Raw genomic sequence first — 26,771 nt, 5'->3', positions numbered from 1 at the left:
AAATACTTCCAAGATTTTAAAGCCAGCATTCTCAGGAGTGCCTGCGGTAGGCGCTGTAGAGCAGGGTTCCCGGCAGGAACTCCGGCAGGCAGCGCAGCAGGGTTTGCGGTCCGTCCCACTGGTCGAAATTGTCCCGGGTCAGCCACGCCAATCCGCCCAGCGCCGTCATGGCACCGACGGCCAGCAGGACCTTCGCCACTGCCCCCGATCGCCAAACCCAGGGCCAAAGCCGGCGGGAAGACCAGATAGGCCATGAATTCCAGGCTGATCGACCATGCGGGATAGTTCCAGCTGAGTTCGCTCGCCTGCAACCCCTCAGCATGAACAGGTTGGCGACCAGCGCGCCGAGCGACCGTGCGCCCTCCAGCGGAATCGCCTCGAAGGTGCCGGGGGCGGCATAGTCCAGGACCTGCGCCGCGAGCGCCGTCACCACGAACAGCAGAAGCACCGTGATGTGCAACGGATAGAGCCGGGCGATCCGCGCCTTCAGGAAATCCGAGTATCTGCCGCCGAACTGCTGGTCCGCGGCCGGCCGAAGCTGCCATGGTAGACGTGGGTCAACACGAAACCGCTCAGCATGAAGAACAGGTCGACCGCCAGATATCCCTTCTCCACCAGGCGCGTGGAATGCTCCGGATGCAGGTTGGGAAAGTGGGTGAAGCTGTAATGGTACAGCACCACCCACAGCGCGGCGATGCCGCGCAATGGGGTCAGGGACTGGAGTTGGGGTGGGGACCCTTCCGTTCCATGCTGCCGCTCCTGCCGGGATCAGAAGATCAGCTTCAGGATGCCGGTGACCACCAGCAGGCCGATGATGAAGATGATCAGGATGGCCCAGCCGAGAATTTTCAACATGTCATCGTGCTCCAAAATGTGACGGACAAAGGGGTGGCAGCCGATGGATCCGCCGGTGGGGCGTGCGCTTCCGGCAACCGGACGCCTGATAGCGACCGTCGCGGAGCCAGGGCCTTCCATGCTCCGTCCCGCATCCGGCGCTCCTGCGCGCCTGTGGTTGGAAGGCGGTGCACCAATTTCCAGTCCAGTCCCCGGCCATGCACGTCGCCGAGCCGGTGCCAGCCGAAGGCCGAAGCGGCGGCAGGACGGTCACTTCCGCTGCCGGGCTTGGGATGGTCAGCACCGGACGTCTCCATCGGGGCCGGCGGTTCGACCTGCTCGCCCCGGACATCGTCCGTGCGGTCCTGACGCTGCAGGGGGGCGTCATCCTCCTTCTGCGAAGCCGGGTGGGTCGGCAAAGCCGGTTGAGGCGAGGAATGCCCCGCCCACTCGGGCCAACCAGCGCCCTCGGCCTCCTCGACGGCCCGCAGGCAGCGCCGGGCCCGGCACAGCCGCGACCGGAGGGTGCCCATGGCCACGCCGAGCGTCTCGGCCGCCTCCTCGTAGCTGGCGCCTTCGATGCCGACCAGCCGGATCACCTCGCGGTGCTCGGGTGCCAGCATGCGGATTGCGTCCCCGGTTTCCCGCAGCAGAACCTTCCAGTCCTGCTCCGGGGCAGACTCCATCGCGTCCTCGGCAATCTCGGTTTCGGCATGGCGGCGCACCCGCTTGCAGGCGGAGAAATGCAGGTTCTTCAGGATGGTGCACAGCCACGCCTTCAGGTTCGTGCCCGGTTCGAAGCGGTCGCGGTAGCGCAGGGCCCGCTCCAGGCAGTCCTGCAGCAGATCGTCCGCCTGTGCCGGGTCCTTGGTCAGGTGCAAGGCGAAGCGGCGGAGATCGGCCATGCAGGCGATCAGGGTCCGGTCGAAGCCGGTATCGGGTGTCGGTGTCATCGGGGGGCTCCAGTGCGCCGGGTGCCGCCCGGCTGTCCGATCGGCGGCGGACTTTCCACCGGCTCATTCGGCATCGGTGTGCGGCGGCGTTCCCGAATGCCAACCGGTCCCCAGGCCCATCATCGCGGGTCCGGCGGCGTCAGAAACAACTCGTAACAATCGGGACAAGAATGGCGATGGATGGCGGCGGACGGCTTCGCCGGCCTCAGCCTTCCCGGACCTTCGGCAGGATCACGGTCCCCACCAACCCGCCCTCCGGCGGATTGGACAGGGTGACGTCGCCGCCATGGGAGCGCAGGACGGAGCGGGCGACCGTCAGCCCCAGGCCGAACCCGCCGGTGTCGCGGCTGCGCGCCCGGTCGCGGCGGTAGAACGGGGCGAAGACCGCTTCCAACTCCCCCTCCGGCAGGCCCGGACCATCGTCGCGGATGGTGATGCGGTAGACATCCCCGTCGTCCCGCAGAAGCACCTCCGCGCGCCCACCATATTTGATCGCGTTCTCGACGAGGTTGCGCAACGCCCGCTTCAGCGACAGCGGCCGGCAGCGCAGCGGGGCATGGGCACTGCCGCCGCACCGCACGTCCTGCCCCATGTCGGCCAGCGTGTCGCAGATCGACCCCAGGATGGCGGAGACGTCGGCGATGCGGCTTTCCTCCTCCCGCCCGTCCTCGCGCAGGAAGGCGAGGGTCGCCGCCACCATCGCCTCCATCTCGTCCAGGTCGGCCATGACCTTGTCGCGCAGAGTGTCGTCCTCGACGAATTCGGCGCGCAGCCGCAGGGTGGTGATGGGATTGCGCAGGTCGTGGCTGATCGCCGCCAGCATGTTGGTGCGGTCGGCGATCAGGCGGCGGATGCGCGCCTGCATCTCGTTGAAGGCGCGGGTGGTGTTGCGGATCTCGCGCGGCCCGGTTTCGAGTAGCGCCGGGGCGGTCGGATCGACGCCCAGCCGCAGGCTCGCCCGCTCCAGCTTGCGGAAGGGAGCGGTCAGGGCGCGCGCCAGCAGGATCGACACCGCCAGCGTCGCGCCGCTCATCACCAGGACGGCGATGACGAAGCGCCGGCTGTAGCCTTGGGGCGGCTCCAGCGGGACGACGACGAAATTGACCCAGCTGCCGTCGTCGAGGCGTGATGATACCAGAACGACATGGTCGAGCGGATCGTCCGGCGGGGTTTCCTTCGCCCCGGCATAGGCCGCATGCAGGCTTCCGCCGGCAAGCTCCGGCTGAAAGCCGCGCAGCCGCTCCTCGAAGTCGGTCAGCGTCTCGTCCTCAACGGAGGACGCCGCGACGAAGGGCGTGATGCTCCACTGGACACGGACCATACGGCCCGACAGCGAGGCGGCGACTCCCAGCCGCTGGTCGGGTGTCTCCTTGGCGATGGTGCGGCGGATCACCGCGATCCGCTCGGCCAATCCCGATCCCCTGCCAACGGGCTGGTCCGGCATGGTGGCTTCATAGACCAGCGAACTGATGACCTGGGCGACCAGGAGCGTCAGGAAGAGGGCGGCGACGGTGCGGCCGACGAGGCTGTCCGGCACGAGGCCTTTCCGCACCGGGCGCCTCACGGCCGGGTGACCGGCACCGTCAGCAGATAGCCGATCCCGCGGACCGTCTTGATCAGCGGATCGGCATGGGTCTCGTCCTCCAGCTTGCGGCGCAGCCGGCTGACCTGGACGTCGATGCTGCGGTCGTAGGCGGTGAAGACCTTGTTGTGCGACAGCTCCAGCAGCCGTTCGCGGCTCAGCACCGTCTGCGGGTTCTCGGCGAAGGCGAGCAGCAGGTCGTACTCGCCGGAGGTCAGGTCGACGGCGACGCCATCCGGCGACAGCAGGTCGCGCCGTACCAGATCCAGCCTCCAGCCGGCGAAGCTCAACGTGCTGCTGCGCGGGCCGGGCGCGTCGGCCGGCATGACCGTCCGCCGCAGCACCGCCCTGATGCGGGCCAGCAGTTCGCGGGCGTTGAAGGGCTTCGGCACATAATCATCGGCCCCGACCTCCAGCCCGACGATACGGTCGGTCTCCTCGCCCATGGCGGTCAGCATGATGATGGGGGTGGTGGAGTGGCGGCGGACATCGCGGCACAGATCCAGCCCGCTCTCGCCCGGCAGCATCACGTCGAGCACCAGAAGATCGACCTGTGCCGACGTCAGGCTATCCCGCATCGCCTGTCCATCCGGAACGCAGGTGGCGCGGAAGCCATGCTGGCGCAGGAAGCGGCCGAGCAGGTCGCGGATTTCCGCATGGTCGTCGACGATCAGGATGTGCGGGGCGGCGTTCATGGCGAAATCGGCACGGTCGTTGGGCGTTGAGGGTCTTCAAGAATAAAGACCAGGGCCGCCCAATGTTCCCGGAAACGACGGGCGGAATCGAAAGGCGGGCATGGACGCCCGCCGCGGTTGCCGCGGCTGCCCATGCCCGCCGATCCTGCCGGTTCGGGACGCTGTGAAGGGTTACTTGGTCTTGGTGCCCGAAGCCCCGCCCATGGTGGAATCGCCGGTCGAGCTGCCGGTGCCGGTGGTGCCGGTGGCCGAGGAGCCGCTCTGGCTGCCTTCGGTGACCGACACCGCACGGCGGTCGCCGCCGTCCTGACGGTACGTCACCGACACCCGGTCGCCCTTCTTGATGTTCTGAAGGCTGGCGCTGTCATCCAGCTTGTAGCTGTGGCCGTCCTTCAGGGTCAGCGTCTTCTTGTCATTGTCGATCTTGTCGACCTCGCCGGAGGCGGACTGCATGCTGCCGGCCGAACCGGCGCTGCCGGTGCTGTTGTTGATCGTGCTACCGGTGGTGCCGCTCATCCCGGTGGACGAGCTTCCCTGACCGGAGGTCGCGCCAGGGGTCGCGGACGTGCCGGACCCGGACATGTCGTTCGACGCGCCCGAACCGCCGGTGCCGCCGGCCGAGTTGCCGGAGGTGGCGCCAGCCGTGCCGCCCGACGTGCCACTCTGGCCCGAGCCGAGTGCCGAGGAGCCGCTGCTGCCCGAATTGCCGGTGTTCATGCCAGAGGTGCCGTTATGGGACGGGCTGGGCTGCTGGTCGGAGCTCTGGCGGTTGTACTGGGTGGTGGTGCCGGTGGCCCCCGACGTGGCCGGGCCCGAGGACTGGGACCCCGACGACATCGACGGCGAGGTTGCCGTGCCGGAGGGCTGTTGGGCGAAGGCGATCGACGCACTGCCGATCAACAGGGCGGCCGAGAACAGAGCCAGGTCGTGGCGTTTCATGAGGCTTCTCCTCTGATCTGGTTTGGTGGCGATTTGCATTGGATGGACAGAATGTCGGCCGCATCCGAAGAGGCGTCGCCGGTCCATGCCCCAAGAAACTCCGACCCGTTCATCCTGTTGCTGAAATTTCTGCGGGGTCGGGAAAAGAAACTTTGCGGTGGAGAGTGGACCTGCCGTCGCGGCGACGCCGGCGGAGTGCCGCGTCATGATGTGGAGGACCATTGCCTCGCCACAGTTGCCCTACGGTCGGCAACAACATTTGCCGTTCGTTGGTTCGTGGGAAGAGGGCTCTACGGCAGTCCTTCAGCAGTACGGAAGGAGGAAGCACATGAACAAACCGATCTTTGGAGCAATTTCCGCCGTCGCGCTGATGGTGGGAACCGCCTGGGCGCAAGCACCCGCGGGTCAGAACGCCGCCGGGACGACGCAGGCCCGGCCTGATGCCACCGTCGGCCAGACCCCGGCCAGAGCGGCAGCGGACGAAACGGCAGCGGACACGGCCGGCGTCGCATCCACCAGTGTGGCCAGCGTCGACAAGCTGATGGGCAAGGACGTCGTCGGCAAGGATGGCGACAAGCTGGGCGAGGTCGAGGACGTCATTCTCGACGGCAACGGTCAGGCGCAGCAGCTGGTGCTGTCGCGCGGCGGTCTGCTCGGCATCAACGAAAAGAAGATCGCCATCGATTTCGCCCAGGTGCAGAGCCGGCCTGACGACGACAAGCTGCACGTCTCCACCCTGTCCGAAGGCGATGTGCGGAACCTGCCCGAGTTCAAGTATGAGGACGGCATGACCTCCCTGAACCGGCAGCACTCCGGCGACGGCACAGGCGTCCGGTAAGCGGCTCCTCCCATCGCTGCCGGTGACAATGGAAGGCCTCTCCCGACGGTGCCGGGAGAGGCCTTCATGCTGTGGAAACTGCTGGATCGGGCTGGGATCAGAAGCCGATGATGCCCGTCACCCAGAGCAGGATCACGATGAGTCCCGGAACGCCCAGGAGCCAGAGAAGAATAGGCATGCGGAGCCTCCACATTCTGATTGATCGACTAGAAGAGCTGTCGTTGCTCTGCTGCCGGATAAACTGAACGTGATGAGGTCCGGTTCCTGGAAACTTCGATGACGGCGTTCGTCAGACCCGCACAACCGCGGCGGCGAGCGTGCCCGGTGCTCGAGACATCCAGGTCAAGACAGGTTGTCGGCCCTGCGGGGAAGCCGGGAAAAGCCATCCGGAAACAAGGCCTTGGCCGTATCCACCAGAAAGCTGAAGGAGATTTGATCGGGGGAAACACGCCCGGCCGAATGCAGGCTCGCCTGACGCAGCACGGCGCTGTCGACGCACAGTGCGCCGGTCAGGCCGACACCGGTCTCTAGCAGGATGCGGAAAAAGGCTGTGCTGCGGCGGGCTCTCGTGATTCTCTCTGCTGGCACAGGGTGCGGTCGGAGAGGGGATGATGCGCGGATCGGACGAACGCAGCGAGGGTCTTTTCAGCTACGTGAGCTGTGAGGCGCGGGTTCCGGCCAATCACCCGCTGCGGCCGATCCGGGCCATCGTGGATGAAGCGCTGGAGGTGATGTCGCCCGCCTTCGAAGGCCTGTACTCGAAGATCGGGCGGCCGTCGATCCCGCCGGAGAAGCTGCTGCGGGCTCTGCTGCTCCAGGCCTTCTACTCGGTGCGCTCGGAACGCCAGCTGATGGAACAGCTCGATTACAACCTGCTGTTCCGCTGGTTCGTCGGCCTGTCGATGGACGCCCCGGTATGGGACGTTACGGTGTTCACCAAGAACCGTGAGCGTCTGCTGGCCGGGGATGTGGCGGCCACGTTCCTGGCCACCGTGCTGGGTCAGCCGAAGGTCAAGGCGCTGCTGTCGGACGAGCACTTCTCGGTGGACGGCACGCTGATCGAAGCCTGGGCCAGCGTGAAGAGCTTTCGGCCCAAGGACGGCAGCGGCGAGCCGCCGGGGCCGGGGCGCAACGGCGACCGCGACTTTCATGGCGAGAAGCGGTCCAACGAGACCCATGCCTCGACCAGCGATCCCGAGGCGCGGTTGTACCGCAAGGGCAACGGGCAGCCGGCGAAGCTGGCCTTCATGGGCCATGCGTTGATGGAGAACCGTCACGCCCTGGTGGTGAATGTCCGGCTCACCGCGGCCACCGGTCTGGCTGAACGCGAAGCGGCGGTGTCCATGATTGAGGCCATCCCCGGCCGCCACCGCATCACAGTCGGCGCCGACAAGGCTTACGACACCAAGGATTTCGTGGCGAACATGCGCAGCTTGGGCGCCGCTGCGCATGTTGCGCAGAACACGAGCAACCGCCGCTCGGCGATCGACGGCCGGACCACCCGCCACCCCGGCTACGCCGTCAGCCTGAGAGTCCGCAAACGGATCGAGGAGGTGTTCGGCTGGATCAAGGGAGCCGGCTTGCGCAAGACGCGTCATCGCGGCACGGCCCGCGTCGGTTGGATGTTCACCCTGACCGCTACCGCCTACAACCTGATCCGATTGCCCAAGCTGCTGGCGGCGGCATAATCACGCCCGGAATCCGCCTGAATGGCGGTTCCGGGAGCCGCAGAGCGCGAAAAGGCGCTCTATTCTGATGAAAACGGGCGTCAGAACTCCCATTCTCAAGCCGCAGCGGGGGAAAAAGGCCCGAATATGTTCGTTTTTCCGCGCCCTGCTAGACCCTCGAAATCCGCCGGGCGGATGGCGGACGGTTTTTCATCCGTGCTGCCGGCGCACTTTGTCGTTGGGCGGCGGCGACAAGTGGGTGGCCGGGGAAGTTGCTTGTCATGAAGGTCGGGAGCCCCCGGCCGTTCCCCATATCAGGAGAACATAATGGATAAGGATCGTATCGAAGGCACCATGGACAAGACCAAGGGCAGTATCAAGGAGGGTGTCGGCAACGTCACCGGCAACGAGAAGATGAAGGCTGAGGGAGCAGCCGACAAGGCAAAGGGTAAGGTCGAAAACTCCATCGGCGGCGCCAAGGACGCGATCCGCGACAACATGTGAGCACTGCCCCTGGGCGGGTGAACCGGTTTGTAATACCAGCGCATGGCTTTGTGGGCGCAGTTGCTCTCCTGTAAAGGACAACGTTCATGCCAAAGAAGCACCCTAACACGATCCGCTGGGGAGGCCCTGGCGCCAGCCACGAGGATCGGACAAGACCAATTCCCGAAAGCGCGGATCCACGTCCGGATGGTGCCTCCACCAATCCACCCGTCAGCCAAGTTTCCGGTGGAGGTGGAGAACGTGATGAAAAGCACACCCATAAGGATCACATGCGCAGCAGCAAATCGAATGCCACAGACAGTCCAAGCCCTACCCATGGGCGGGAGTGGCGACCGAACTGGCCTCAAGGTTCCAGGTGATGCGCAAACCGCCTGAGGAGTGACAACATACGGTGAGTAAGACAACGAGCGTTCGAACCCTATTTTGTCGTTCGTTGTGGATTCTCTCTGTTCGCGTAATTTCTGCCTGCTCAACGCCTTCACCTCGGCTCCGGCTCTACCGGCGCCGGGGTGAACACCAGTTCGTTGACGTTGCGCTTCCACAGGCTGGCGTCACGGATGTAGCGTCGGGCGACGTCGGCGCTTTTGTGACGGGTCTGGCGCATGATGTCGTGGAACTGGGCGTCGCGGTCGGCGGCCGCTTGACGATGCGTGCCACCGTCTGCCCGGCGAGCCGGCCGCGATCAGGATGGGTGGTGCCGCTGCCGTCGGCCTGGAGGAACAGCGGGCCCGGCACCTCGCCGCGCAGCGCCGGCCAGATGGTGAGGGCGGCGGCGACGTCGAACGCCGGCCGCGGCGAGCCGTAAACCGCCAACTCCACGCCGGTGCCCTGCTGGTAGGTCTTGGAGCGGCGGATCGTCACCGTCACGCCGCGGTCGCGGAAGGCCAGGTCGGAGCGGTCGAGGGCGACGAACTCCGAGCGCCGCAGGGCGCCGCCGAAAGGCATCTGAGTTGGTTCGGCCCGGACGCGATATTCGCCGCCGACACGGCAGGCTTCCCTGTCGAGGCGAGCATCCGGTTCACGGTCGCCAGATGCTGTTCCAGTTCAGCCCTATCCTCGACCACGTAGGCCATCTCGGGCGAGAAGTAGTCGAGGCCGCTGTACCCCAATCCGATCTCGCCATCATACTCCTGGATCGGCAGCGGCTGGATTGCGTTGATGCCCAGGTCGCGCAGGTAGGGGATTTTCTCGACCACATCGAGGAAACGGCCGTAGCCTGTCCGGCGGTCGCGGCCCTGGAAATCGGCGGCCCAGAACACGCCGATGTGCAGCTGGTAGATGACAAGGTCGCGGAAGGCCGGCGATCGCCATCCTTCATCGTGCCATGGATAGCCGGCGCTCCCGCGGACCAGACAGGGACAATTCGGGAATGGCGGGTGAGTGCCCAGTTCACGTGCGTACGGGTCGCGCTTGAAACCGGTGGCGCGTCCCTGCCACGGATCCAGAACAGGTACGGCGCCCCGTCGACCAGATCGGCAACGAAGCCCGCCCATGTCCCGTCGAAACACTGATAAGCTATGCGACATCGCATGACGATCAGTATATTTTCATAATCGCTGGTCGCTGCCCGGTTGTGCCCGGTCAAGCCCTCGGTCCAGTTCGGTCGCGTTCCATGCCGTGGTGTTCCGACATAGAATGTTCTCCCGCTGATGGAAATCACCGTTTCGTTCTGTGGAAGTCTCGAGCGGATGTTCGTCTTGTGCTACCCGAAGATGCAGTGCGTATCTGGCGGAATGAAGGACGAGATGGCTCTATTAGAGGGGGCCATATGGTCGTTCGTGGCTGCGAAGCGGTTCGGCTTCATCGACGGTTCGGATGGAAAAAGCTATTTTGTCCATGTCAACGGCTTTGCGGAGCGCGTTGATCCAGAGCGGATCGCCGAAGGGGCGCTGGTCACCTTTGATCCAGTTCCGACGCCGAAAGGCGTGGAGGCCCGCCAAGTACGTGTGGCACGCGACCAAGCACTTTACTGGGTTCGTCCTGACCGCTTTCTGTTCCTCAAGGAGACCAGCCTGAAGAGGGGGAGGGTGCTGGTCGAAGCGGATGCCGTTGAGGTTGGTGGGAAGGCGTCCCCCGACGAAGCCCGTGCTGCGCTTGCCGACTTGGCACACAGCCTGGGTGCCACTGCCGTGCTCGGCACCCGCTACGTGAAGGGCACTGCCAGCAGCGGCAACTGCCGTTAGAGTCTGTCCTGAAAGATTATTTCCGAGCAAGCCTCCGGAGCATCAGGCGGATCATAGCGATGCGTATGAAAGCAACGGAGGTGCGGAGGTACTGCTCGTAATGTCGGACGAGGCGTCGGCAGCGGGTGAGCCATGACAGCGTTCGCTCAACCAGCCATCGCTTTGGGAGCACGACAAAGCCTTTGGCCTGATCGGAGCGTTTGACGATCTCCAACTGCCAGTTACCGGCCTCCTTCACCTTGGTGGCCGCGACCTCTCCTTGGTAGCCGCCATCGGCGAAGATCACCTGGATGAAGGGGAACAGCGCGCGGGTTGCCTTGTCGAGGACCAGGGCTGTGCCGTCGCGGTCCTGGATGTCGGCAGGGTGGACGGCGACGTTCAGGAGCAGGCCTAGCGTATCGACGAGGATGTGGTACTTGACGCCTTTGATCTTCTTGCCCGCGTCATAGCCGACCGGGTCCGCCGCAGGCCCCCTTTTTCCGCCGTGCGGACGCTCTGGCTGTCCACGACGGCGGCGGTCGGGCTGGCCTCGCGGCCTTCCCGTTCGCGGACCTGTTGGTAGAGGTCATGATGGATGCGCTCCAGCGTGCCATCCCAGGCCCACAGGTGCAGATAGCCGTGTACCGTGCTGCGCGGCGGCAGGTCCTTGGGAAGGTGGCGCCACTGGCAACCCGTCTCCAAGACGTACAGCACACCGTTCAGCACCGCCCGGACGTCGACGCTGCGGTGCCGGCCACCGCGTCGTGCCGGCGGGATCAGCGGCTCGACGATCCGCCATTCCTCATCGCTCAGGTCGCTCGGGTAACGCAGCATGCTACGATTATGGCGCTCCCGCTTCTCCGGCCTCCACATCCTCACCTCCGTCTTGGAGGCTCCTTTGAATCACAACTGATTCATCCGATTCAACTTCTTCTCGGACGGGCTCTTACACCATACATGGATACCAAGGGGTCTCGGCCGTCGTTTTGGAACCAATGGTGACGACCGACTTGAAGCGAGTGGAGCAAAGTGAAAAGGAGTGCGACGAACTCATCCACAAGTTCCAAGATCGCAACAGGAAGTACCAGGAGATACTGCGCCGCGAGCGGTTTGTCCGGGCCGTTCTCAAGTGCGTGTTCTGGGGAGCAGCCGCTGTGTTGGTGCTCGCGTTCCTGAGGTGGTAGAGGTCGCACACGGTGAGACTCTGTGTCCTACATCCCGCAGGGCCGGCTCGTCATAACGTCCGGTGTCTGTTTTCCGGAGCGGTGCCGGTCAATTCATGCCGAGTGCTTGCTTGTAGAGGCCGACGAGGGTCTCGAATTCATGGCGGTCGGCGTCGCCCATTTTGCGCAGGCAGAGAATTTCCCGGGTTACGGCGGCCGAGAAGCCGGTGCCTTCCAACTCCTTCCAGACGGATTTCAGCTCCGCCTGGATCTGCCGCCGTTCGTCGGCTCAGGCGGCCAGGGCGGGGTTGCGGGTCCGGGTGCCGGCCAATTCGGTTTCAAGCTGCTCGATCCGCTCGACGAAGAGGCGGAGCCGCGCCGCGGCGGCGCTTGCGCGCCGCCGCCTCGTCCGGGGTTCCGATCCGTGACCGTCCCATGCTGTCCTACGGTTTTCCATTACAGGGGAAGCGTAACGCGATACGGCGGCGGCAAGCGGGGTTTGCGTTACAAGATATCTGTAACGCAGTATCGGGTGGCTCGCGCCGCCTCCGTTCTGGGCGGTTGCAAATCCTTATTTTCCATTTACCTGTAAGAAGTGCGCTGATGTGGCTGAAATTCAGGGTATAACACGCTGTTGACATGTCCACTTAGCAGGATGGTTAGCAATAAAGAGGGTATTTGAACGCCGTACTTGAGCGGGTTTCAGGAGTTGGTTTAGCCTCGTATTGCGGTACAGGCTGGGGAGCCGATGGCCGCCGCCGAACTTGAAACTGTCCTGGGGTGCGCTACGGCGGCCCCAGGCTCGGCGCTCATCAGCCGTCGTTCCGGATCAGCCGTCCGCGCAATTCCAGCAGTTCTGCCAAGGCGCGCTGATGCCGTTGGCGCCATTCCTCGGCCTCGCCCAGGGCCCTTTCGTAGCGGCGCTCCAGCGCAGTCTTCTGCTTGCGGAGTTCCGTGGCCTCCTCTTCCAAGCGCGTGATCTTGTTGCACAACGCCGCCTCGATGGTGGCCGAGCGGCGGGCGGTGCGCATTGGCACCGGTTCGCCCTCCATCTCGATGCGCCGGCTATGCGTCGCTGTCCGCAGCTGCTCGATGTCTGCCTTGAAGTTCTGGTAAAGGTATTCGCGGCTGACGCCGGCTTTCTCGGCGATGGTCTTGAAGGTGATCGCCTCGCCGGCGTGCCGCATGTCCTGGATGGCGGCCTCAACGGCCCGGCGCTTGCGGATGTGCTTCTCCTCCGTTGCTGCCCGTAGGCCGCTGGTATTTGTGGGTGTCGCCACGGTAGCTGCCTTCTGCCTTGATGGTCGCGATGATGGTGGTGAGGTTTATGAACAGAGCTTGGTTGTGCGCCAGCCGCTTTTCGCCAATCTCCGCCATGCGAGTCCGTCTCTGCTGGCGGTATTCGGCAACCTCCTGCTTCAAACGGGCGATGGTGTCGGTAATGGCCGCGTACTCCTGGTCGAAGAAAGCCAGTTGATCGACGTCTGCGCGGAAATGGATGCAAGTCATGCAGGCGCGGTTGTGCTCGCACCATTCGCCCAGTTGGCCAGGTAGGGAGCACAGGCCGCCAGGCACATCCACGGCCAGCGTGGCATCCCGGCGCACGGCAAGGGCCGCCATCTTGTTGTCCACTTGGCCCTTGATGTCGATGAATCGGCCGCCGCCCTTCTCCAACAAGGCCTTCTTTTTCAGGTGCAGGCGGCGGTTGATGTAAACCATCGTCATGTCGGCGGAGCCATGGCCCAGCTCCATCTGGATCAGCGCAATGTCATGGCCTTGCAGCGCCAGTTCGGTGCCATGAAAGTGCCGCAAGCCATGCCAACCGAACTCCCAAAAAGCTCCATCCTTGGTGCGGATGCCTTCCGTAAGCATCCATTTCTTGATGGCGTCCCGGGTGTAGTTGCCGGTCAGGGTCGTTTCGCCGTCGCCGGTTCGTGTCGGAAACAAATACTTTGTCTCATGCTCCCATTGCTGGTGCACCTCGGTCTGCTGCTCGCGAATGGTCATGATTACAAGCGCGTGGGCGGCGTCTTCCCTCAGAAGAGGCTTGGTGTTCCAGCGTTGCACCTTGGATTGGTAGAACGTCAGAATCATAAAGCGTGGATCGTCAGGATCGTCCTTCAGGCAGTCGAAATCGAGGGCGTGAAGATCTGCACTCCGCATGCCGGTGTAGCGGCCAAGAATGAGAAGGCGTTTCAGGACGGGGTCGAGACTGTCGAGCTTCTGGAACATCTGCTCGATAATATCATCGGGTATGGTGCGCTCCGTCACCTTCAACTGATAGCCACGTCCTCCAGGCCACATGCCTTCGACACGGCGGAGATCGCGCTTGTCCAGCATGAGGTTTGGCCAACCGCGGTCGGCCAAGTAACAGGAGGCGTAGCGAACGAGATTGCAGACGTCGGCGTACCAGTTCTTGCCGACGCACTTGCGGGTATTCCCCCAATTCAGGAAGCGCTCCCTAATAAAGGACTCGGTAACGTGCTCGATTTGAGGATCGGCGTGCTCTTCGCGTAAGCAGGTTTCAAGCAATTGAAGGCGTGAAATGAACCCCGGCAATGATGTTGGGCGAAGTTCTTGGTGATTGATCTTGCTGAGAATGAAATGGCGAGCGGCATGGCGTAGCCAATCCAACCGGAATCCGTAAAAATGAATGTAGGATTCTCTTCGCGGGGCCTCGGCAATCTCCTCTTCGGGGTAGAGATCCCGCATAAGAATAAGATCACGCCGCTCCAGAAGCTTCATTCCGCTCCCGCAGCAGCACCAAGATAAAGGTCAGCTCGTTGGCGGGCATGCTGCTTTGGCAGCGATGGTTATGTCGAGTGATAACGCGAGAACCGCTTTCATCACGTGTAATGATTTCCGGAGTGTCAATTGTCGTACTCAACCCAACTTCGTTCAACCAAAGTTCCATACTATTCCGAAGCGGAGAGCTTCCATTTCCCGCTCCAAACTCTATAGGATGTCCGTAGTCAATCAGCCGGGGCAAGGCCGTGGGATTGGCAGAAAGCTGATGGCAGAAGGCAATGAGCCGAACCGTACGGCAGTGTGGCTCACGGGAACGATGCTGGGGCCGGGCTAGTCGCCAAGCAAAGAAAGCCTTCAGTTCAGTCCGAAAGGGTTCGGGAAGGATGGTGAAATCATAACCAATTCCACGCAGAAAAACGTCGGATGAGATTTGATCTGCGCTCGGCCGGATGGAAATCCCCTTTGCCCCCGAGTCGCTTCTACTATAAAGGTGTGATGTCTCGTCAATGCCATAAACCTCTTTTAGTGTCTGGAACCCCCAGCGATCCCGGTCGAGGAGAGCGGGGGAGATGGAAGCGATCACAGCCCGCAAACCGCCGAGGTAGGCGTCTGCCGGCGGATTGACGTGGACGGCGGTCAGAGCCATTTGACTGCTCCTTCGCTCAGCGCTCGGCGCCGAAGGGGATCCAGCTTGTCTGCCAACTCCTCATGGCTGCGCAGATAATGCTTGCGATACTCGACGTTGAACAGGTGCTTGTAGATGTCGTTCGTCGTTTGCGGACTGGCGTGCCCGAGGCGATCGGCGACGTCGAGCAGGCTATAGCCCTGGGCGATGGCTTCGCTCGCGTGCGAGTGCCGGAACATGTGCCAAGTGAACGCGATACCCGACTTGCCGATCAGACGGTCCTGGATGTCGTAAGCGTTGGCCTCGGTGCGGCCGCGGCCGATCCGTCCACCCTGCACGTTGCAGAATACGTAGTCGGTGCCGGTCTCGAACACCGGCAGGGACTCGTCGCTGGCCAGGTAATCCTCGTACAGGCGCAGGATGAAGCCGGGAACCGGGATGGGGCGGGGCTTGCCGTTCCTGACCCGGGCACCGTTTTCCAGGGTCCGTGGCGTCACCCAGATGACGTTCTCGTCGAGCCGGATGTCCTCGTGGTGGAGCCCGCGCGCCTCGCCGATCCGCATGCCGGTCGTGTACAGGAGAACCACCAGGAAGGCATCGCGGGCCAAGGTGGCCGCTTCGATGATCCGCAAGACCTGTTCGGGCCGCAGCCGGGCATCGGCCGCCCGTTTGGCGGCGGCAGCCTTGACGGTCCGGTCGGCCCGGCGCTCCGACCGGCGCTGCGCCTTGCGACCGGAAATGTGGTGGAGGAACGGCCGGTAGCTGTCCAAGGCATCGTAGGCCCGGTGGCGTTCGGCTTCAGCGAAGACCGCTGAACTCTGCCGCTGGTCCAGGAACTGATAGAAGCCCTTGATGGAAAACAAGACTTGGTTGTGCAAGCTGGCGGAGCCGGCATGGCGTTCCTGATGCAATGGCACAATTCGAGCGTGGGCGGAAGCCTGGCTGCTACCATATCGAACCGCTGTCATGAGGAAACGGTCGAACTCTGGTGAACCGCGCCGGGTTTCCCGGAGGCCCCATCTTCTGAGAGAGTGGGGTCATTATGACGAAGCAGGCATCCCCCAAATACGCCCCTGAAGTCCGCGCGCGCGGTTCGGATGGTGTTCGAACACGAAGGCGAGCATGCCTCGCAGTGGGCGGCAATCAGCTCGATCGCAGCGAAGATCGGCTGCAATCCCGAGACGCTGCGGAACTGGGTCCGGCAGGCCGAGCGTGACCAGGGCAAGCGGCCCGGTCCGACGACGGAGGAACAGGAGCGGATCAAGGCGCTGGAACGCGAGGTGCGGGAGTTGCGTCAGGCGAACGAGATCCTGCGCAAGGCGTCGGCGTATTTTGCCCAGGCGGAGCTCGACCGCCCGTTCAAGAAATGATCGCCTTTATCGACGAACACCGCGCCGTCCACGGGGTCGAGCCGATCTGCCGAGTGCTGCCGATCGCCCCGTCGACTTACCACGCCCATGCCGTCCGGCGGGCCGATCCGGCCAAGGCGCCAGCCCGCTCGCGAAGCGACGCGGAGCTGAGTGGGGCTATCCGGCGGGTCTGGGACGCGAACTTCCAGGTCTATGGGGTACGTAAAGTTTGGCGGCAGTTGCGGCGGGAGGGTATCGACGTGGCACGCTGCACAGTGGCTCGACTGATGAGGCAGATGGGCTTGAAAGGAGCGATGCGTGGCAAGGTGGTGCGCACCACGATCAGCGACCGGGCGGTACCCAGTCCCGCCGACCGGGTGAACCGGCAGTTCCAGGCGCCCCGCCCGAATGCCTTGTGGGTGGCCGATTTCACATACGTATCGACATGGCAGGGCTTCGTCTACGTGGCCTTCGTCATCGATGCCTTCGCGCGCCGCATCGTGGGCTGGCGGGTGTCCAGCACAGCCCACGCGAGCTTCGTTCTGGATGCGCTCGAACAGGCACTTCACGACCGCCGACCGGCCAAGGGCAGCGGTCTCATTCACCACTCGGACCGCGGGTCGCAATACCTTGCCATTCGGTACACCGAGCGCCTCACCGAAGCTGGGGTGGAACCCTCCGTGGGCAGCGTTGGCGATTCCTACGATAACGCATTGGCCGAAACCATCAACGGCCTCTACAAGACCGAAGTGATCCGGCGCCGCGGTCCCTGGCGCACCCTGGAAGCCGTCGAGTTCGCCACCCTGGAGTGGGTCGACTGGTTCAACCACCGACGTCTCCTCGAACCCATCGGCAACATTCCTCCCGCCGAGGCCAAAGCGCGGTACTGTGCCAAAACCGAGGACGTCGCCATGGCGGCGTGACTCAACACAAATGGCCTCCGGGAAACACAGGGCGGTTCAGTTCACTGGAGCCGTCAACTGCGCGAAGCTTTTACCCAAGGCTCCGAGATGATTTCCCAACTGCACGACATGACGGGCGTAGTGTCGGACGGTGCTGGGCGCATAGTGGCGTGCCTCCAGGAACAGCACAAAGTCGCGGATTTCCAGAACCACGACACCGTGGTCGTCGAAAGCTGTCCAACTGACCAAGCCCGAAGGCATCACGATACGCTGAAGGTGCATGACGCACCTGACACGTTGTTGACAGCCTCAGGGTAAGACTGTCAGCAACAGGGATCAAACGCGCAGAGCGGTTAGGTATCTGACGTGCCTGACATGAGAAATCCTCCTACAGGTATTTCCATAACTGAACTTATGTGTTTTAATTTATAGGCGGGGTAGGTTCTATTCTGAAGTGCAACTTTCTTGTAACAACAGCGGTTCACGGGTGGCGAGCGCTGATCGGTGAACAATATTTGTAGATCGATTTTGCCGAGCCTCGCCCCATTCAGGACATCCACGATGCCAAGATGCCGGTGATGGCAATCACCGAGGCTTTGGGTCGTCACCGCTCGACCGTCCACCGGGAAATCCGGCGCGGTTCAGGGAGCGCGTCCGCGCCCACCTTGAATTTGGGCGGCAGGTCTGGCCCCATTCCGCTTTACAAACACCAGGGTATCCGTGGCGTCATCCCTATTCGCCCACATGGCGGTATTCTACAACCGTAAACGACCGCATTCGGCTTTCCGCCGCATCAATGGAGAGAAAGCCGAGTTTGGCGCCTTTTAACCCCCAATCCTTTCTGCCGGGAAGAAGGGTTGGGACAAATTCCCACCACATTCACAAGAAAGTTCAATAAATAATCATTCTGTATCTAAGCGTACATACGGAAACATTAAATATTAATTAGAAAATAAACGCAAGAATCTCGAATGGTTGAAGATTATTGCTTTGACTCTTTAAAATAATAATGTACAAGTTCGCGAGTTGCTTGTTTTCCAGAAACGGAAGCGACATGCCAGGACACTCAAAGCCCTGACGTGCGACATGCAATAATTCCGAAATCGATATGACGGGTGCAAGATGAAACAGATTCTGCGCCGGACGCTGCTTGGGCTGGCCGCCATGACGACCATGGCCGTCGCCACCACGTCGGCGATGGCTGCGACCATGACGGTCTATGTGAAGAACGACACGACGTCCACGGTGGAGTTCCAGGCCGGCGGCGGCTTCCAGGGCGTTCCGTCGCCCAGCTTTCCGACGACCATCATTCCAAGCGGCACGACCGCCGCGATCAGCGTGACCAGCCCCTACCCGACCTCCACGGGCGGCAGCTTCTACTATCGCCGCCAGGACAATCTGAAGCGGTGCTTCTTCGTGCCGTCGCGCACCATGTCCGGCTCCGTCTGGAACTGGCCGACGACCAACGCCACCCCCAGCGCCACGGGCGTGAACTGCTCCGGCACCGCGAGCAACGTCAGCAGCAACGGCGACTGGACCGCCAACTTCCGAATTTATTGATCGACCAGTAACACAGCCTGCGGTACAGTACACAAGCCGTGTCGTTACTGAAAAGTGTCATGGCTTGCCGGTGCCTCAAGGCGCCGGCGAGCCGGCGGCAGCGGGAGAGTGACCGATGAACGTACTGAATCCCACGGGCACAATGAATCCCACGGGCACCAATCGGCAGCCGCCCGTTCAGTTCGCCAGCACGCCGTCCACCCCAAAGGGCACGGCAGAGGCGGCGGATGAAAGCGGCGGCTCCACCGGCAGTGCGCGCGACACCGCCGCGGTCGTCACGCTGTCGAAGACGGCCCAGACATCCCTGTCCGGTCAGGCTGCCGCCCAATCCGCCGGGAAAAAGGATTTCGCGACCGTCGCCAAGGACGCCCGGGCGACCATCGATGCCAAATACGCCGAGCTGGCGGCCAAGGGCAAGCCGATGGACTATATGCACGCGACGCAGGAGAGTTGGGACACCGTCTTCGGCGGACTGGACCGCCGCTCCCTCTATGCCATCGCCAGCAACAGCGACGGCAGCTTTTCGAAGGACGAACAGGATACCGCCCAGTCGATCATGTCCCAGCAGCAGGGGCAGGCCATGATGGCCGCCGACCCGACGGGCAGCAATCCCGCAGCCCGCTATCGCGCCGGGGCATCCTTTCTGGACGGCGTCAGCGACGAGGAGAAGACGTCCAACAACTGGGCCGTCCAACGTGCCGCCGTCCAGTTCGGGTATGAGCAGTCGATGCGCGACAGCGGCCAGGAACCCGATGCCCTCGACAGCGACAGCCCGCTGGTCCGCATGATCAAAGGCGCCCTGGACGGCCTGAAGGACAAGGCGCCCGGCGCCGTCGCCACCGGCGGCTATGTCAAGGATCTGAAGGATATGCCGCTGTTCCGCAACGGCGTGCCGCCGGTCGCGGCCGGTGCGGACAGGCCGCTCGACATCAAGGCCTGATCGGCCGGACATGGATTGACGGGCTGGGATTGACGCAACGGGGGCTTGGTGCCGGTGAGGGGGCGGGAGTGAAGGGTCAGTTGCTGTGCAGCGATGATTGTCCTGCTGGGCGCCGGGGCGGCACATGCGCAGATGCCGCCGCTGCGGTCCTACGTCGGAAGCGGCCCGACATCCGCGGAGCGTCCGGCCGCCGAGCTTCCGGCCGATGAACCGGAGGTCCGGCTGACCCTGCCGGAAGCGGTGTATCTCGGCCTTCGCCGCAACCCGGCGGTTCGCGGCGCCTATCTCGAACGCGTTCTCGACCAGTTCAATCTGCACGTCGCGGAATCGCGCTTCTCCCCGGTCGGCTCCATCGTCGGCTCCGTCGGGGTCGACCGCACGGGCTCCACCCGCACCGGCGCCGTCGGGATCGCACCGACCGTGCAGATGCTGACGCCGCTGGGCACCACCATCCAGTTCGGATGGGATATGCGCCAGCGCGGAAGCCGGCAGCCGGACAGCGGTACGATCGCGGGGATATCGGCCCTGAACGCGTCGTTGGTCCAACCGCTGTTGCGGGGAGCCGGCGTCGATGCCGCGACGGCGCCGTTGCGTCAGGCCTGTCTGCAGGAGCGCTATGCGCAGCTTCGGCTGAAGGCGGTGGTGTCCGAAACCGTGACCGACATCCTGCGGGCCTATCACCAGTTCATCCAGACGCGCCAACAGATCGTGCTGGCGCGCGCAGCATTGAGACGGGCCCATGAGCTGGAAGCGACGAGCTGGGCGCTGATCCGGGCGGGCCGCATGGCGGAAGCCGATCTGGTCCAGGCACAGACCACCGTCGACGTTGTTGCAGCGAGGCGGGGATTGCGGCTGGCGGGGTGGCATCGTAGGGGAGGCGTCGTTGACCTTTCTCTGTTCTGATCCAGCCGATGCCGTTCAAAGCCAACGCCGTGCGCCGTCATCACATCCCCAAGCAGCGATACAGGGTTCGCAACTGGCAGGAGTATGATGCCGCGTTGCGGGCGCGTGGCAGCCTGACCGTGTGGTTCAGCGACGAGGCCGTGGAGCGCTGGCGGGCCGAGACCCGATCCACACCGGGCGGGCAGCGCACCTACTCCGACCTGGCGATCCTCACAGCATTGACGCTGCGCGCGGTGTACCGCTTGGCCCTGCGGCAAACGGAGGGTCTGGTCGCCTCCCTCGTCCAATTGCTCGGGCTCGATCTGGCGGTGCCGGATCATTCCACGCTCAGCCGCCGGGCCAAGACCGTCACCGTCCTGGCCCCGCTGGCAACAGCCAACAAACCGGTGCGTCTGCTGGTCGACAGCACCGGTGTGAAGCTGTGCGGCCCCGGGGACTGGCTGGTCGAGAAGCACGCCACGCGCCGGCGCCGCGCGTGGCGCAAGCTGCACATCGGCCTGGACGCCGCCACCGGGCGCATCGTCGCCGCGACACTGACCGACCATGACGTGGATGACGCCTCGGAAGTCGGCCCACAGCTGAACCAGATCGCTGAGCCACTCAAGGCCGTCATCGCCGACGGCGCTTACGACCAGAGCGGCGTCTACGAGGCCGTGAACGAGCGGCACCCAGGGCGGCCGTGGTCGTGCCGCCGCGCTCCACCGCGGTGCCGAGCCATACCGCGCAGAGCGATCCGGCACCGCGGGACCGGCATCTGCAGGCCATCGCTGACGGTGGTCGCAGGGCGTGGCAGGCAACATCCGGCTACAACTTACGCGCGCTCGTGGAGGCCTTCTTCAGCCGCTACAAACACGTGATCGGGGATGGTCTGCGCTTCCATACCGACGACCGGCAGCAGACCGAGATCGGCGTCGCCGTCCTGGTCCTGAACCGCATGCTCGACCTCGGATGCCCGGACTCCGTCCGCATCGCGTAATCAACAGCGTCGGCCACGCCGTCAGAAGTTCCACCGCCTCGACGCAACAACGTCATCCCGAGACGCTGCGGAACTGGGTCCGGCAGGCCGAGCGTGACCAGGGCAAGCGGCCCGGTCCGACAACGGACGAGCAGGAACGGATCAAGGCATTGGAGCGTGAGGTGCGGGAACTGCGCCAGGCGAACGAGATCCTACGCAAGGCGTCGGCATATTTCGCCCAGGCGGAGCTCGACCGCCCGTTCAAGAAATGATCGCCTTCATTGACGAGCACCGCGCTGTCCACGGGGTCGAGCCGATCTGCCGAGTGTTGCCGATCGCCCCGTCCACCTACCATGCCCATGCCGCCCGGACGGCCGATCCGGCCAAGGCGCCGGCCCGCTCGCGAAGTGACGCGGAACTGAGTTTGGCTATCCGGCGGGTCTGGGATGAAAACTCCCGGGTCTATGGGGTACGGAAGGTTTGGCGGCAGCTGCGGCGGGAGGGCCTCGACGTGGCGCGCTGCACGGTGGCCCGACTGATGAAGCAGATGGGCCTGAAGGGCGCGACACGCGGCAAGGCGGTGCGCACCACGATCAGCGACCGGGCAGCACCCTGTCCGCAGGACCGAGTGAACCGCCAGTTCCAGGCGTCTCGCCCGAATGCCTTGTGGCTGGCAGATTTCACGTATGTGGCCACATGGCAGGGCTTCGTTTACGTCGCCTTCGTCATTGACGCCTTCGCCCGCCGCATCGTCGGTTGGCGGGTGTCGCGCACCGCCCACGCCAGCTTCGTTCTGGACGCCTTGGAGCAGGCGCTCCACAATCGCCGACCGGCAAAGGGCAGCGGCCTCATCCATCACTCCGACCGCGGCTCGCAAGGCGGATTCAAGCGGTCGTCGCAACAGCCTGACGCAGGAGGTTGCGATGAAGAAGCGGAAGCGGGGCTCGGATCGTTCTGAGCGGGCTGCTCTGCGGTCACCTGGTCGGCCCCCATCGGCACAGCGTGAGGATCACCGGCGGTTCTGGGCGGCGATTGCGACGGGACAATCGAGTGAGGATGCGGCATCCCTGGCTGGCGTGTCGCCCGCGGTGGGGGGACGTTGGTTCCGAGAGGCGGGGGGTATGCCACCAGCGAAGTTTGCGCCATCGGCGAAGCTGCCTTCAAAGCGTTATTTGCAGTTTGCGGAGCGGGAGGAGATCGCGGTGCGGCATGCCCAGGGGCTCGGTGTGCGCGAAATTGCTCGCCAGCTGGGGCGAGCGGCATCGACGACTTCCCGGGAGCTGCGGCGCAATGCCGCCACCCGCTCGGGCGGGCTGGAGTATCGAGCTACGACTGCGCAGTGGCATGCTGATCGCTCGGCGCGCCGACCCAAAGTTGCCAAGCTGGTGGTCAATCCAGTTCTACGCGATTACGTGCAGGAGCGCTTGGCCGGCACGGTGGTTGCTCCGGACGGAGCGACAATCCATGGGCCGACCGTGCCTTGGAAAATGCGCCGTCACGGGCGCCGGCAGGACCGGCGGTGGGGCAAGGCGTGGAGCCCCGAACAGATCTCCTGGCGTCTGCGGCTCGACTTTCCGGAGGACCCGACGATGCGCATCAGCCATGAGGCCATTTACCAGGCGCTGTTCATTCAAGGCCGGGGAGCGTTGCGCCGCGAGTTGACCGCCTGCCTGCGAACCGGGCGGACCCTGCGCGTTCCGATGGCGCGGACCCGCAAGCGGGGCAAGGCCTTCATCACCCCGGAGATCATGATCAGCCAACGCCCGGCGGAGGTGGCGGACCGGGCGGTGCCGGGGCACTGGGAAGGAGATCTCATCATCGGCTTGGGCGGATCGGCAATCGGTACATTGGTGGAGCGGACGACGCGCTTCACCATGCTGCTCCATCTGCCTCCGATGCCGGGGCATGCGAGCGGCCCGCGCGTCAAGAATGGGCCGGCGCTTGCCGGCCATGGTGCCGAGGCTGTCCGTGATGCCATCGCGCGCACGATCTCAACCTTGCCTGCACAACTCCGCCGGTCGCTGACCTGGGATCAGGGGGCGAAGATGGCTCAACACGCCAATCACACTTCTACATGCTCTCCACAACAGGATCTGGTCCGTTCAGCGGCCCGGCGGCGGCACCAGCGCATCCATGGTGCGGACGATGCGGGGCGCATAATGTAGCGACGCCATCGTGGCCATGCCCCTGGCCACCATCCGCAGCGGTGCCGGCATGGGGCGTGCGACGTCGATCATCAGGATCGCGCGCATCTCGGGGCTGTCGTTGACAACCTCATGATCCCAAGAATCGTCGAACAGCACGCTTTCGCGCTCTCTCCACACATGGATGCGGTCCTTCACCCGGATGTGGGGCGGTCGGACCGTCGGCACGCGCAATGGCAGGTGATAACGCAAATACATGCGCGACGGCCCGACATGGGCGCGCACGCTCTTTCCCGGTTCCAGAATCGAGAACATCGCCTGATAGAGTCCGGGCAGCTCCCGGACCAGTTCCAGCGTGCGCGGCGCCAGCGTCTGGGCAGCCTGCGGTACGCGGCCGAAACAGGTCAGCATGAACACGCTCCAGCGCCGGTCGCGCTGCAACCGGCCCGAGGAGTGGATCACGTCGGTATCGATGCTGTGGTAGGAGGGCAGCCGCTCGTAGGCCGCCAGCACCTGATCGAATTCCTCGCGGATGGTGTCGTAGGCTGCATCGATCCGGCGCAGAGCGGGCGTTTCCCGGTCGATATCGTGAAACACCGGACGGGAAGCACCGCCGGTGTGCAGGTCGAACAGCGGGTTGAACAACGCTCCCGACTTGTAGAGCGACGCGTTGCGGCGCCAGCGCCGCAGGGTCGGTATCAGCCCGTTGGGATCGGTCTTCTTCAGGGTCAGCATACTGGAGTCCCTTGGAAACAAGGATGTGTGGGAGGGGGGCATTGCAACCTGGACCCGGCACGGCCGCGCCGGCCCTGCGACCTCCTGACGGACCGGGTCGCTCGCTCCTTTCTACTATATAGGCATATATTACACGACAATGTCTACGATGCATGGAGATGTTCCATAAGCATACACAGGTATTAATTTTCAATTTTTCATCATATTGGCGTGTTTTTCTAAACGCTACATTCGTATGTTAATAATTATTAGACTCCACTCCATTATCATATTTTTGAAAAATGAGAAATTACGTTTGTTTGTTATTGACACATTAAGAGCATCAATTGCACACTTCGTCGGCGCATAAAGACAAATACTTTCCCGCGAAAGCCGAGTCCCGATCGTCAAGCAGCGACTTGCCGAACCGCGAAGCGTCGGCGTGTGACAGATGAACATCCATATGCAAAAGGGAGAATAGCAGTGAGCTTTGCCACGTATCGCGAGCAGCATGTCGCGTTTCTGAACAAGGCGGTGAAGCCCGTCGACCTGACCCTCGATCAGCTCGCGGGCAAGTCGTTCGGCCCGCAGAGCCATTCGGGCGCGATGGTGATCTCCTCCGACCCGTCCGAGGACAATATGGGCTCGAAGCTGGTCGCCCTGCAGTCGGTCCAGCATCTGAAGGACATCGCCGGGATTTCCGACGATCATTTCGCGGCGAACCCGCATGCCGACCGCAGCGTCCGCTATCCGACCCAGCCGGTGCAGACCGATTTCGACAAGGCGATCGAACGGGCACGCAACGACAACTGCGCGCTGGAAAGCCTGATCCATCCCGCCGACCAGAGGACCATCGGCCAAGCGATGCTGGCCTTCATCAACGGCAACAGCCAGAAGGTCAAGGCCTTCGAGCCGGTGATCAACGCCCTGCGCTTCCCCAGCCAAGTCCTGCTGACCACCGGGCAGGACATCACCGTCACGCCGGGCAACCCCCTGGTCATCGGTCCCAACAGCCCGTACGTCACCCAGGATCCGGTGCTCGGCGCGGTCGCCATCTTCGGCACCGTCACCGTGCAGCAGGGCGGACAGATCCAGATCCTCATCCCGGTGACCTTCAAGGCCGCCCAGATCAATATGCTGTGAGGGCTGCCCAATGGGTGTCATCTATAACGTCGTCGTCACCGGCACCAATGGGACGAACGGCACCGGCGGCAGCCCCGGCGGACAGGGTCCTTCGGGCACCAATGCGACCGCAGGCATCTGCGGCGGCAAAAACAACGCATCCTGCAGCACGGCGCCGACCAATGCGACCGCCGGTGGCACCGGCGGCAATGGGACGGCCGGCTCGCCCGGCAGTGACGGCAGCTGCCCGGCAAGCCTGACCTGGATCGCCGGGACCATCTCCGGCGCCTTCAATGTCCAGGTCACCGCGGGCAACGGTGGAACCGGCGGCAATGGGGGCAATGGCGGCGCGGGCGGAACCGGCGGTGCCGGCATCGCCGTGGTCGGGTGCTGCCAGAGCCAGTACGGGGCCAATATGCCGGCCGGCAACGCCGGCAACGCCGGCAACGGCGCCAATGGTGGCGCGGGCGGCAACGGCGCGTCCATCGGCACGGCCATTCTGATCCTGTACGACGAGATCGTCGGCTCGCCGACCTACAGCCTCGACGCGTCGACGTTCGGCCAGGGTGGCGCCGGCGGTGCAGGCGGCAACGCCGGCGGCGCAGGCGGCAGCGCGGGAGCGCCCGGTGCCACCGGCCGGAACACCCCGGCCGGTCAGGGACCGACGATGACCATGCGGCCCAACAACGGCTGACCGCCCCCCACAAACATCGTCGAGAACGGACACCTGACATGACGAACTCGATCAACGCGCAGATCCTGATTCTCGGGACCAGCGGAACCAACGGCGCCGCCGGCACGCCCGGTGGCACGGGAACGCCGGGCGTCGCCGGGAACGCCGGAACCGCCACTCCCAAAAAGGGCTGCTGCGGTACCACCTACACCTGCACCTGCGCCACCAATGGCACGGCCGGCGGCGGCGGTGCGGCCGGGGGCTCCGGCACCGCCGGTACCTCCGGCGGGGCGCCGCCCCCCTTCATCCTCCATTACGGCAGCCTGTCCGGCTCGCTCACCGTCCTGGCGCAGGGCGGCACCGGCGGCGATGGCGGCACCGGCGGCAATGGCGGCACTGGCGGCGCCGGTGGCGACGGCGGGAAGAATCAGGCCGTCTGCACCGACAGCAGCGGCAAGAATCCGCAATGCAACACCACCCAAGGCGGTGCCGGCGGCAATGGCGGCACCGGGGGCGACGGTGCAAACGGCGGGAATGGCGGGAATGGTGGATCGGTGACCGTCTATTGGGACACCGATCCGGGCGACATCCTGGTGCTGACGCCGGGCGGCACCGGCGGTACCGGCGGCGGCGGCGGCGTGGGCGGCCCCGGTGGTGCCGGTGGCGCAAACGAGGCCGGCGGCAATGCCGTGTCCGGTGCGAACGCCGGCGCCGGCCGTGCGGGAACCCCCGGCAATCCGGGCCAGTCCGGCACCCAGACCATCATCAAGTATCCCACCGCGGCATCGGCGGCCTGATC

Annotated in this window: 26 protein-coding genes, 6 pseudogenes and 2 other annotated features; of the genes and pseudogenes, 16 read left to right on the top strand and 16 right to left on the bottom strand. The window is 64.1% G+C overall.

The annotated features are described in order from the left end of the window. Window positions 1–31: 31 nt before the first annotated feature. From F1643_RS11185 to F1643_RS11160, 6 genes are all read right to left on the bottom strand, one after another. Complete coding sequence (locus F1643_RS11185) at window positions 32–460, bottom strand: hypothetical protein (RefSeq protein ID WP_194913224.1); 429 nt, start codon at window positions 458–460, stop codon at window positions 32–34. A 26-nt stretch (window positions 461–486) separates the two neighbouring features. Continuing rightward, window positions 487–705, bottom strand: a complete 219-nt coding sequence (locus F1643_RS11180; protein ID WP_194913222.1) for an acyltransferase — start codon at window positions 703–705, stop codon at window positions 487–489. A 143-nt stretch (window positions 706–848) separates the two neighbouring features. After that, a complete protein-coding gene (locus F1643_RS11175) occupies window positions 849–1,787 on the bottom strand; it encodes a sigma-70 family RNA polymerase sigma factor (protein WP_194913220.1) in 939 nt (312 codons plus the stop codon). 205 nt (window positions 1,788–1,992) lie between these two features. Beyond that, window positions 1,993–3,324 (bottom strand): ATP-binding protein, encoded by a 1,332-nt coding sequence (locus tag F1643_RS24730; RefSeq protein ID WP_194913219.1) that lies wholly within the window; start codon window positions 3,322–3,324, stop codon window positions 1,993–1,995. Between the two features lie 23 nt (window positions 3,325–3,347). Continuing rightward, a complete protein-coding gene (locus F1643_RS11165) occupies window positions 3,348–4,064 on the bottom strand; it encodes a response regulator (RefSeq protein WP_194913218.1) in 717 nt (238 codons plus the stop codon). A gap of 171 nt (window positions 4,065–4,235) precedes the next feature. Further along, entirely contained in the window at window positions 4,236–4,580 is a 345-nt protein-coding gene (locus tag F1643_RS11160; RefSeq protein ID WP_194913216.1) for a DUF1344 domain-containing protein, read from the bottom strand. 64 nt (window positions 4,581–4,644) lie between these two features. Here F1643_RS11160 and F1643_RS11155 point away from each other — a divergent pair, with 64 nt between their 5' ends. The 4 genes from F1643_RS11155 to F1643_RS11140 all read left to right on the top strand — a co-directional run bounded on the left by F1643_RS11155 (window position 4,645) and on the right by F1643_RS11140 (window position 8,012). Next, window positions 4,645–5,019 carry a hypothetical protein gene (locus F1643_RS11155; protein ID WP_194913214.1) on the top strand — a complete coding sequence of 125 codons (375 nt, stop codon included), beginning with the start codon at window positions 4,645–4,647 and terminating at the stop codon, window positions 5,017–5,019. Between the two features lie 312 nt (window positions 5,020–5,331). Continuing rightward, entirely contained in the window at window positions 5,332–5,841 is a 510-nt protein-coding gene (locus F1643_RS11150; RefSeq protein WP_194913211.1) for a PRC-barrel domain-containing protein, read from the top strand. A gap of 611 nt (window positions 5,842–6,452) precedes the next feature. Beyond that, on the top strand, window positions 6,453–7,529 hold the full coding sequence (locus F1643_RS11145; RefSeq protein ID WP_194913242.1) for an IS5 family transposase: 1,077 nt from the start codon (window positions 6,453–6,455) through the stop codon (window positions 7,527–7,529). Window positions 7,530–7,835: 306 nt separating this feature from the next. Then, window positions 7,836–8,012 (top strand): CsbD family protein, encoded by a 177-nt coding sequence (locus tag F1643_RS11140; protein ID WP_194913209.1) that lies wholly within the window; start codon window positions 7,836–7,838, stop codon window positions 8,010–8,012. Between the two features lie 495 nt (window positions 8,013–8,507). On the opposite strand, the gene F1643_RS11135 is transcribed toward F1643_RS11140, so the two are convergent. Continuing rightward, entirely contained in the window at window positions 8,508–8,957 is a 450-nt protein-coding gene (locus F1643_RS11135; protein ID WP_194913206.1) for a hypothetical protein, read from the bottom strand. After that, window positions 8,876–9,505: a hypothetical protein gene (locus F1643_RS11130; RefSeq protein WP_194913205.1), complete on the bottom strand. Its 630-nt coding sequence runs from the start codon at window positions 9,503–9,505 to the stop codon at window positions 8,876–8,878. The genes F1643_RS11135 and F1643_RS11130 overlap by 82 nt, the downstream gene beginning before the upstream one ends. A 156-nt stretch (window positions 9,506–9,661) precedes the next feature. Here F1643_RS11130 and F1643_RS11125 point away from each other — a divergent pair, with 156 nt between their 5' ends. Then, window positions 9,662–10,195: a cold-shock protein gene (locus F1643_RS11125; RefSeq protein ID WP_206692447.1), complete on the top strand. Its 534-nt coding sequence runs from the start codon at window positions 9,662–9,664 to the stop codon at window positions 10,193–10,195. Window positions 10,196–10,211: 16 nt separating this feature from the next. Here F1643_RS11125 and F1643_RS11120 read toward each other — a convergent pair. The 6 genes and pseudogenes from F1643_RS11120 to F1643_RS11095 all read right to left on the bottom strand — a co-directional run bounded on the left by F1643_RS11120 (window position 10,212) and on the right by F1643_RS11095 (window position 15,621). Continuing rightward, window positions 10,212–11,047 (bottom strand): IS5 family transposase gene (locus tag F1643_RS11120; protein ID WP_255542458.1). Its coding sequence is split into 2 segments (ribosomal slippage): window positions 10,212–10,663 and window positions 10,663–11,047, totalling 837 coding nucleotides; the frame shifts between segments, so codons are not numbered across the junction. Window positions 11,048–11,446: 399 nt separating this feature from the next. Next, a pseudogene (locus tag F1643_RS22890) lies at window positions 11,447–11,611 on the bottom strand (GapR family DNA-binding domain-containing protein); the annotation flags it as partial. A gap of 538 nt (window positions 11,612–12,149) precedes the next feature. After that, window positions 12,150–12,524 carry a DUF6262 family protein gene (locus F1643_RS11110; RefSeq protein WP_194913203.1) on the bottom strand — a complete coding sequence of 125 codons (375 nt, stop codon included), beginning with the start codon at window positions 12,522–12,524 and terminating at the stop codon, window positions 12,150–12,152. A 16-nt stretch (window positions 12,525–12,540) separates the two neighbouring features. Then, window positions 12,541–14,082, bottom strand: coding sequence for a tyrosine-type recombinase/integrase (locus F1643_RS11105; RefSeq protein ID WP_194913202.1), 1,542 nt, complete (start codon window positions 14,080–14,082; stop codon window positions 12,541–12,543). After that, the gene (locus F1643_RS11100; RefSeq protein ID WP_194913199.1) at window positions 14,060–14,731 is read right to left on the bottom strand and encodes a hypothetical protein; all 672 of its coding nucleotides are present in this window, start codon (window positions 14,729–14,731) and stop codon (window positions 14,060–14,062) included. Before F1643_RS11100 ends, F1643_RS11105 begins: the two co-directional genes overlap by 23 nt. Beyond that, window positions 14,722–15,621: a tyrosine-type recombinase/integrase gene (locus tag F1643_RS11095; protein ID WP_194913197.1), complete on the bottom strand. Its 900-nt coding sequence runs from the start codon at window positions 15,619–15,621 to the stop codon at window positions 14,722–14,724. Before F1643_RS11095 ends, F1643_RS11100 begins: the two co-directional genes overlap by 10 nt. A 131-nt stretch (window positions 15,622–15,752) precedes the next feature. Here F1643_RS11095 and F1643_RS11090 point away from each other — a divergent pair. After that, a pseudogene (locus F1643_RS11090) lies at window positions 15,753–16,982 on the top strand (IS3 family transposase). Further along, window positions 16,035–16,151: a sequence feature (AL1L pseudoknot), on the top strand. Its footprint overlaps the pseudogene before it by 117 nt. A 36-nt stretch (window positions 16,983–17,018) precedes the next feature. On the opposite strand, the gene F1643_RS11085 reads toward F1643_RS11090, so the two are convergent. Further along, window positions 17,019–17,243, bottom strand: coding sequence for a hypothetical protein (locus tag F1643_RS11085; RefSeq protein WP_194913194.1), 225 nt, complete (start codon window positions 17,241–17,243; stop codon window positions 17,019–17,021). Window positions 17,244–17,482: 239 nt separating this feature from the next. Here F1643_RS11085 and F1643_RS11080 point away from each other — a divergent pair. The 7 genes and pseudogenes from F1643_RS11080 to F1643_RS11050 all read left to right on the top strand — a co-directional run. Continuing rightward, window positions 17,483–17,599 (top strand): annotated as a pseudogene (locus tag F1643_RS11080) (helix-turn-helix domain-containing protein); the annotation flags it as partial. 484 nt (window positions 17,600–18,083) lie between these two features. Then, window positions 18,084–18,521 carry a hypothetical protein gene (locus F1643_RS11075; protein WP_194913192.1) on the top strand — a complete coding sequence of 146 codons (438 nt, stop codon included), beginning with the start codon at window positions 18,084–18,086 and terminating at the stop codon, window positions 18,519–18,521. Between the two features lie 115 nt (window positions 18,522–18,636). Further along, window positions 18,637–19,461, top strand: a complete 825-nt coding sequence (locus tag F1643_RS11070) for a hypothetical protein (protein WP_194913190.1) — start codon at window positions 18,637–18,639, stop codon at window positions 19,459–19,461. Between the two features lie 93 nt (window positions 19,462–19,554). Beyond that, entirely contained in the window at window positions 19,555–20,364 is an 810-nt protein-coding gene (locus F1643_RS11065) for a TolC family protein (protein ID WP_194913189.1), read from the top strand. Between the two features lie 8 nt (window positions 20,365–20,372). Further along, a pseudogene (locus tag F1643_RS11060) lies at window positions 20,373–21,340 on the top strand (IS5 family transposase). After that, window positions 21,313–22,196: pseudogene (locus tag F1643_RS11055) on the top strand (IS3 family transposase); the annotation flags it as partial. The pseudogenes F1643_RS11060 and F1643_RS11055, both read left to right, overlap by 28 nt. After that, window positions 21,546–21,662: a sequence feature (AL1L pseudoknot), on the top strand. (Overlaps the previous pseudogene by 117 nt.) A gap of 46 nt (window positions 22,197–22,242) precedes the next feature. Beyond that, a pseudogene (locus F1643_RS11050) lies at window positions 22,243–23,379 on the top strand (IS30 family transposase); the annotation flags it as partial. A gap of 42 nt (window positions 23,380–23,421) precedes the next feature. On the opposite strand, the gene F1643_RS11045 reads toward F1643_RS11050, so the two are convergent. Further along, on the bottom strand, window positions 23,422–24,198 hold the full coding sequence (locus F1643_RS11045; protein WP_194913188.1) for an aspartyl/asparaginyl beta-hydroxylase domain-containing protein: 777 nt from the start codon (window positions 24,196–24,198) through the stop codon (window positions 23,422–23,424). Window positions 24,199–24,660: 462 nt separating this feature from the next. On the opposite strand from F1643_RS11045, the gene F1643_RS11040 reads away from it, so the two are divergent. Genes F1643_RS11040 through F1643_RS11030 form a run of 3 tightly spaced genes read left to right on the top strand, consistent with a single transcriptional unit; the run spans window position 24,661 to window position 26,769 of the window. Further along, entirely contained in the window at window positions 24,661–25,320 is a 660-nt protein-coding gene (locus F1643_RS11040) for a hypothetical protein (RefSeq protein WP_194913186.1), read from the top strand. 10 nt (window positions 25,321–25,330) lie between these two features. Continuing rightward, entirely contained in the window at window positions 25,331–25,993 is a 663-nt protein-coding gene (locus F1643_RS11035) for a hypothetical protein (protein ID WP_194913185.1), read from the top strand. A 38-nt stretch (window positions 25,994–26,031) separates the two neighbouring features. Next, window positions 26,032–26,769: a PE-PGRS family protein gene (locus tag F1643_RS11030; protein ID WP_194913184.1), complete on the top strand. Its 738-nt coding sequence runs from the start codon at window positions 26,032–26,034 to the stop codon at window positions 26,767–26,769. Window positions 26,770–26,771 lie beyond the last annotated feature (2 nt).

The organism is Azospirillum sp. INR13, from assembly GCF_015390205.1.
In the GTDB taxonomy this organism is placed as follows: Bacteria; Pseudomonadota; Alphaproteobacteria; order Azospirillales; family Azospirillaceae; genus Azospirillum.
Note: the sequence above shows the minus strand (reverse complement) of the source record. Positions and strands in the feature narration are given on the sequence as shown.

Coding starts and splice junctions, on each gene's coding strand:
- F1643_RS11030 (WP_194913184.1), top strand. CDS start 26,032: ATGACGAACTCGATCAACGCGCAGATCCTGATTCTCGGGACCAGCGGA.
- F1643_RS11085 (WP_194913194.1), bottom strand. CDS start 17,243: ATGCACCTTCAGCGTATCGTGATGCCTTCGGGCTTGGTCAGTTGGACA.
- F1643_RS11145 (WP_194913242.1), top strand. CDS start 6,453: ATGCGCGGATCGGACGAACGCAGCGAGGGTCTTTTCAGCTACGTGAGC.
- F1643_RS11035 (WP_194913185.1), top strand. CDS start 25,331: ATGGGTGTCATCTATAACGTCGTCGTCACCGGCACCAATGGGACGAAC.
- F1643_RS11075 (WP_194913192.1), top strand. CDS start 18,084: ATGAAACAGATTCTGCGCCGGACGCTGCTTGGGCTGGCCGCCATGACG.
- F1643_RS11105 (WP_194913202.1), bottom strand. CDS start 14,082: ATGAAGCTTCTGGAGCGGCGTGATCTTATTCTTATGCGGGATCTCTAC.
- F1643_RS11100 (WP_194913199.1), bottom strand. CDS start 14,731: ATGGCTCTGACCGCCGTCCACGTCAATCCGCCGGCAGACGCCTACCTC.
- F1643_RS11150 (WP_194913211.1), top strand. CDS start 5,332: ATGAACAAACCGATCTTTGGAGCAATTTCCGCCGTCGCGCTGATGGTG.
- F1643_RS11160 (WP_194913216.1), bottom strand. CDS start 4,580: ATGAGCGGCACCACCGGTAGCACGATCAACAACAGCACCGGCAGCGCC.
- F1643_RS11125 (WP_206692447.1), top strand. CDS start 9,662: ATGGAAATCACCGTTTCGTTCTGTGGAAGTCTCGAGCGGATGTTCGTC.
- F1643_RS11130 (WP_194913205.1), bottom strand. CDS start 9,505: ATGGGCGGGCTTCGTTGCCGATCTGGTCGACGGGGCGCCGTACCTGTT.
- F1643_RS11140 (WP_194913209.1), top strand. CDS start 7,836: ATGGATAAGGATCGTATCGAAGGCACCATGGACAAGACCAAGGGCAGT.
- F1643_RS11165 (WP_194913218.1), bottom strand. CDS start 4,064: ATGAACGCCGCCCCGCACATCCTGATCGTCGACGACCATGCGGAAATC.
- F1643_RS11065 (WP_194913189.1), top strand. CDS start 19,555: ATGATTGTCCTGCTGGGCGCCGGGGCGGCACATGCGCAGATGCCGCCG.
- F1643_RS11175 (WP_194913220.1), bottom strand. CDS start 1,787: ATGACACCGACACCCGATACCGGCTTCGACCGGACCCTGATCGCCTGC.
- F1643_RS11045 (WP_194913188.1), bottom strand. CDS start 24,198: ATGCTGACCCTGAAGAAGACCGATCCCAACGGGCTGATACCGACCCTG.
- F1643_RS11110 (WP_194913203.1), bottom strand. CDS start 12,524: ATGCGGCACGCCGGCGAGGCGATCACCTTCAAGACCATCGCCGAGAAA.
- F1643_RS11135 (WP_194913206.1), bottom strand. CDS start 8,957: ATGCCTTTCGGCGGCGCCCTGCGGCGCTCGGAGTTCGTCGCCCTCGAC.
- F1643_RS11155 (WP_194913214.1), top strand. CDS start 4,645: ATGTCGTTCGACGCGCCCGAACCGCCGGTGCCGCCGGCCGAGTTGCCG.
- F1643_RS11070 (WP_194913190.1), top strand. CDS start 18,637: ATGAACGTACTGAATCCCACGGGCACAATGAATCCCACGGGCACCAAT.